We start from the raw sequence: 5,489 nt of genomic DNA on the forward strand, positions 1-5,489 counted from the left end.
AAGAAATGGCAGAATTCACCCTATTTTACAGGAAACATTCCGCGTCAAACCAGCGTAACAATAGGGTGTACCCCAGGTGCCCCTACCAGCGGCCGCAGTTGAAGGCTTCACCTACCAAATGGTAAAGTTAGCTATATGCGAACCAGTCAGCGCTCCGAGATCCTGGAAGCTGCCCTCCGCGTCATGAACGCAGCGGAGGGTGGCGACATTACCCTTGACGCAGTGGCCCACGAGGCCGGGCTCACCAAACCGGGATTGCTATATCACTTCCGCAACCGCGACGTACTGCTCGCCGCGATCGTCGACCACGCTGCGGCCAACGTCGAGAACGACATGACTGCCACCCTTGGCAAGCCCCTCGAGAACGCCAACGCCACCGAGCGGCTCCTGAGCTACGTTCACGTCGCCGCCCACGGGGCCGCCAAGCGCGCCGAGTTCATCATCTGGGGCCAAGCGACGTATCGGCCCGAACTCACCGAACCGTGGACTACGCGGATGGGCCGCTGGCTCGAACTCCCGGACGATCTCGACGCCGCCACCCGAGCCAGGCTGACCACCGCCCGACTCGCCGCCGACGGACTCTGGGGCGCCCAGGCCACAGGTGTGTCCACCCTCCACGGCGCGGATCTCGAAGCCGTCGTCTCCAGCATTCGCTCCCTGATCGAAGGAACAACCCCATGAAGCAGTGGTTCCTGCTCGCTGGCGCCATCACTACCGAAGTGGCGGCGACGCTGTCTCTCAAGGCGGCGCTCAATCACCCATCCTGGTACATCGTGGTTGCTGCCGGATACATCGGCACTTTCGTCTTCCTCACCTTCTGCCTGCGCGAAGGAATGCAGATCGGCGTCGCCTATGGCATCTGGGGAGCCAGCGGGGTCGTGCTCGCCGCCGTGCTATCCGCCGCGATTTTCGGTGAACCTCTGACCGCTGTGATGGGTCTTGGAATGGTTGCGATCATCAGCGGTGTCCTCACCGTCGAACTCGGCTCCCAGAAAGCTCAGCAAACCGCAGCCCAGGAAGCAGGAGTCAACTCATGAGATGGATCTTCCTCGCAGGCGCCATCTTGTCCGAAGTCGTCGCGACCATGTCGCTACGAGCCTCCGACGGTGGCCGGGTGAAGAAATGGTTCATCGGCGTCATCGCGGGGTATCTCGTGGCGTTCGTCGCCTTAAGTCTCGCCTTGGCCGACGGCATGGCCCTTGGCGTCGCCTACGGCATCTGGGCAGCATCCGGCGTAGCTCTCACCGCGATCCTCGCCCGGGTCATCTTCCACGAACCCCTCACCCGAACCATGGCCCTCGGCATCCTCCTCATCGCCGTCGGAGTTCTCACCGTTGAACTCGGCGCCAACTTGGCGAACTGACGCATTTCCGCAGGTAAACCAGGCAGATTGGTGTGCTGCACCACGAGGCGCACAGACAAAGGCTCCCCAATGAGCGCCTGTGGGCCTAGCGTTGTGGATGTGATCACCTGTGTCGTCCACTACACCATCGACCCCGACCAGATCGCAGCCTTTGAACAGTTCGCCCGCGCTTGGATGCGGCATGTCGACGAACACGGCGGCACCCACCACGGGTACTACCTACCCGCGGAAGGTGTGAGTGACCGTGCGGAATCCCTGTTCAGCTTCCCCAGCCTGGCTGCCTACGAGCAGTACCGCACCTTGTTCGGCACCCACTCGGACTTCATCGCCGCTGACCGGATTCGAGACGAGTCCGAGTGCGTCCTGCGGTACGAGCGCACCTTCATGCGGCCGCTCCTACCCCAGGGACACTGAAAGGGACTCCGGCAGCACGCTCGGCACAACCCACAACGCCGCAGGTCAGCGCGTACAGATGGGTGTACCCGATTGCGAAGTGGATCTAGCGGGCTCTAACCCGGAGGGGTAGGCGATTCCACATCCTTAAATATAGGGGTGCGGCACGGAGTGTCGTCGATAAATAACCATTTGATGCGCGCGTGCGGAATTAACAACGAAATACCGCTAAAACAGACAACATATGGGGTGCACAGAAACACATATAAGTTCTGCGGAAAACCTATAGGGTGCGTCGCTAAAAACCGCTGTGCGCGAAAAACATAAAGGGTTTACGGACCCGGTCCCAGACCCCTCAATACTCTGAGCCGGAAGAATGGAAAGTGGAAGGTTGATGTATCCCCACTATTTATTTTTTCCGTTTTTCGGAGTACATCGGGAGCTACAACTGCGGACCAGCTCTGTGTGAACTAGATGAGAAGGCGCAGCAGCGAATCATCGACGCTGGACAGTTGGTGCTGCGGGCACGCGAGCGGCACCCCCAGCGGTCACTCGCGGAGTACTACAACCCGTTATCGATGGACCCAATTCTGCTCAAGGCTCACAACAACTTGGACCGGGAAGTCGATAAGGCTTTCGATGTGGCACGCAAACTCACCAACGAGCGCCAGCGCCAGGAGCTACTGTTCGCCAGCTACGGGGAGTTGGCGAGGGGCTATGTCTCCTCGCTTTCATCAAAATCTAAACCACCAGCAGGGTCGTTCCCCGTGCGGGTGATTTTGATCGGTCCCGCTGCTGGGTGTAGAACCCTGTCGCTGGCAACGCCGGGAACTATGACTGTGCCCGACGAGAACACGTCACTGCCATAACGCGGCTCACGGTAGACGAACATGGGTCGTTCACTACTACTGGTGGATTTCGGTTTTGGTGGTGGGGGGATTACCGCCGCCGGCCTCGATTTTTCCGTTGAGGAGGGCGTTGACTACTTCCCGATTGTGAAATGGGCCGATGGCGCGGTGAAGAGGAACCAGTCACCTGGAAGAGATCGATCCAGTCGCTGGTGTGCAATCTGGGAGGTAGGGTTGCGGGGTCGATTCCTCGCGAGCGCAACCATGATTGTGTCTCTGAACGTGATGAAAACAACCCTGCCCTTCGGAGAATTTCCCCTATCCCGCGTCCCCGGGCGGTGAAAACGGTGTGCACCATCGCCTGAAAGGCTTTGCGTTGCTCTATCGGGATCTTCGGGTCACCCACCCGGCGGATCACTAAGATCCCCCCGTCAACGTTTGGCTGTGGCCGGAAAGCAAACCTTGGTACTCGGGAACCAAGGTGAAACGTGAACCATGGGGACCACTGAGCTGTCATCATCGTGCTTGCACCTACCCCGGCCCGGCGGCGAGCGACTTCCCACTGCATGAGGAGTACAGCGTCAGTCCATGCCGGCGCATGCAACAGCTTTCGAAGAATGGCAGTGGTGAGGTGAAAGGGAATGTTTCCCACAATGACGCAGGGAGTGGCGGGTAACGGGAAGTTGAGGAAATCATCATGGACCACTTCGACCGACGCCGAGGCGGTCTTTTTTGTGAGTTTGGCAGCTAGTTTTGCGTCTACCTCAACTGCCGTTATTGCCCTCCCCAAGTGGGATATCGGGTGAGTGAGGGCACCGCTTCCTGGCCCGATCTCAATGATGGGGCCGGAGGTTTGTTTTACAAGATCGACGATGGAGTTGATGATCTTGTGGTCTGTGAGAAAATTTTGGCCATGTTCGTGACGGCCGTATCCGTATGTAGACATCAGGTGTGCTCCGTGGAGTTGAAACGGAGCCGGGCATGGCAAATGGCCGCCCGGCTAAAGGACCGGAGCGGTTTCTAACCTGCGGGAGGGAGAAAACCGCCTTAGCGGCTGGTGAGCGGCCGCATGAAAACGGAACCTGAAATCAACATGGGCCTATCGTATCCAATTAATTTCGCAGGGTCCAATACGGTGAGAAAGAAGACAACCGCACCGCAACAGTGCAAGACCTCTCTGGATTGGAATTTGTCCTACCTTCGGCTCGTCGTACAGACGCCACTGGCGTATTTTGTCTCTGGGCAACGAGGGGGAGTTACCCCCACCTCCGGATGTTTTTAAGGTGCACCCCTTATTACGCTGTGGTGCGGGAGTAGTTTTGTCCGACTGATCGGACTACCCACCGACGTGGGGCGGGTAGTTCGAGGTCCCAGCAGATGATCGCGTCGATTTCGCCGCGTTCAAAGGATGCCACCATGGCGTCGTAGTCGGGGCGAGCCACATTCTTCTTTGACGCGGAAATGGACTGATCGACGTAGTTATGTCCTATGTCCAACGTCCAAGCCACGCTGCTTTGCAATGGCTTCACAGTCCTGACGCTGCCGGTCGATGGTGAGGCCATCCACGTCAGCGTCTCGCGAGATACGAAGGTAAATAGGAGCGCGTGTTGCCAAACGCTTTTAATAAGGCCCTTAGCTAACATTGAACTTAAAACTCGACGCTCTATCCACTCAACGTCCTCGTATGGTCCTGTCTTGCTTTGTAAGCGATTGGTACATCTCAGAAACCCCGGTGTTCACGATCTCTGTCTTCACATAGATAAAGCGCGTTGGCAATTATTACCCTTAAAGAGTGATTACCAACGAACTTCGAAATTTACTGGCCAAAGCAACCACCCATGCACAGCGTTTTCAGGACGGAGAAGACCACACTGTAGCCGCAGCGCTCCTTACCAAATCAGGAAAACACGTACTCGGTTTGAACGCGCACCATTTCCTCGGTGGTCCTTGCGGGGAGATCTCGGCTTTAGCCAACCATGCTGCTAGTTATCCAGAGGACCCAATCCAAGCAGTAGTCGCCGTATACGGACCTACTGGTCAAATTATGGTGCTGTTGCAACTTGGGGCGGGAGCCAAGAAAGCTCCGTTTTTATTGTGTGATCAACGCTATGTGCCTGTGTTGTCAGGCCGTCTCGAATACCCGGCTAACAATCACTGCATCCGGATTCGGGTGACCATAGGCAAACATCGTGCCCTGCCCCTTCCGCAATGAGTGCATCGCTTCCATCCCTTTCAACGTCCGGTAGGCAGACGTTTGGTTTTTGAATGCTCCTTTCGGCCCCAGGATCCGCTTTAACCGGCCATGATCGCCTTCAATGACGTTGTTGAGGTATTTCACCCGACGATGCTCGACCGTCGATGGACAGACGCCTTCCGCCTTCAGCTCAGAGATTGCCCTGGCGAGTGAGGGGGCCTTGTCGGTGCTGATCACCCGCGGATAGCCTGCCGATTTATTCGACCGCAGCGTCTTCGCCAGGAAACGCTTCGCTGCCGCGACGTTGCGTTTTGGTGAGAGGTAGAAGTCCAGGGTCTGGCCACCTGCGGTGATTGCCCGATAGAGGTAGCACCACTTTCCCCCGACCCGGATATAGGTCTCATCCACCCGCCAGGACCTGGCCTGCCAGTCAGGAACTTGCCGATACCACCGGGTCTTCTTATCCAGCTCAGGAGCATATTTCTGGACCCAGCGGTAGATCGTGGTGTGATCGACCGGCACTCCCCGCTCGGTCACCATCTCTTCGAGGTCGCGATAGCTCACGCCGTAGCGGCAGTACCACCGCACCGCCCACAGGATGATTTCACGAGGGAACTGCCGACCGGAGAAGATGCCCATGGACCTGATTATTCCACGCCGGTCTTCCTACTGCCCCAACTTTGCAACAGCA

At 57.6% G+C, this 5,489-nt stretch carries 8 protein-coding genes; 5 read left to right on the forward strand and 3 right to left on the reverse strand.

The window, feature by feature from the left end; genetic code table 11:
* The first annotated feature begins 135 nt into the window (after positions 1 to 135).
* From QKD99_RS11260 to QKD99_RS11280, 5 genes are all read left to right on the forward strand, one after another.
* Positions 136 to 681 (forward strand): TetR/AcrR family transcriptional regulator, encoded by a 546-nt coding sequence (locus QKD99_RS11260; RefSeq protein ID WP_034666346.1) that lies wholly within the window; start codon positions 136 to 138, stop codon positions 679 to 681.
* The gene (locus QKD99_RS11265; protein ID WP_048733039.1) at positions 678 to 1,037 is read left to right on the forward strand and encodes an SMR family transporter; all 360 of its coding nucleotides are present in this window, start codon (positions 678 to 680) and stop codon (positions 1,035 to 1,037) included. Before QKD99_RS11260 ends, QKD99_RS11265 begins: the two co-directional genes overlap by 4 nt.
* A complete protein-coding gene (locus QKD99_RS11270; protein ID WP_003849969.1) occupies positions 1,034 to 1,363 on the forward strand; it encodes a multidrug efflux SMR transporter in 330 nt (109 codons plus the stop codon). The genes QKD99_RS11265 and QKD99_RS11270 overlap by 4 nt, the downstream gene beginning before the upstream one ends.
* A gap of 99 nt (positions 1,364 to 1,462) precedes the next feature.
* Positions 1,463 to 1,777, forward strand: coding sequence for an NIPSNAP family protein (locus QKD99_RS11275; RefSeq protein WP_174232238.1), 315 nt, complete (start codon positions 1,463 to 1,465; stop codon positions 1,775 to 1,777).
* Positions 1,778 to 2,271: 494 nt separating this feature from the next.
* The gene (locus tag QKD99_RS11280) at positions 2,272 to 2,625 is read left to right on the forward strand and encodes a type IIL restriction-modification enzyme MmeI (RefSeq protein WP_347951470.1); all 354 of its coding nucleotides are present in this window, start codon (positions 2,272 to 2,274) and stop codon (positions 2,623 to 2,625) included.
* A 70-nt stretch (positions 2,626 to 2,695) separates the two neighbouring features.
* On the opposite strand, the gene erm is transcribed toward QKD99_RS11280, so the two are convergent.
* The 3 genes from erm to QKD99_RS11295 all read right to left on the reverse strand — a co-directional run bounded on the left by erm (position 2,696) and on the right by QKD99_RS11295 (position 5,437).
* Positions 2,696 to 3,550 carry a 23S ribosomal RNA methyltransferase Erm gene (erm, locus tag QKD99_RS11285; RefSeq protein WP_049172293.1) on the reverse strand — a complete coding sequence of 285 codons (855 nt, stop codon included), beginning with the start codon at positions 3,548 to 3,550 and terminating at the stop codon, positions 2,696 to 2,698.
* A gap of 349 nt (positions 3,551 to 3,899) precedes the next feature.
* Positions 3,900 to 4,133 (reverse strand): recombinase family protein, encoded by a 234-nt coding sequence (locus tag QKD99_RS11290; RefSeq protein WP_224784272.1) that lies wholly within the window; start codon positions 4,131 to 4,133, stop codon positions 3,900 to 3,902.
* Between the two features lie 593 nt (positions 4,134 to 4,726).
* Entirely contained in the window at positions 4,727 to 5,437 is a 711-nt protein-coding gene (locus QKD99_RS11295) for an IS6-like element IS1628 family transposase (RefSeq protein WP_347951471.1), read from the reverse strand.
* Positions 5,438 to 5,489: the final 52 nt, after the last annotated feature.

The organism is Corynebacterium sp. c3Ub_189 (genome assembly GCF_039907195.1).
In the GTDB taxonomy this organism is placed as follows: domain Bacteria; phylum Actinomycetota; class Actinomycetes; order Mycobacteriales; family Mycobacteriaceae; genus Corynebacterium.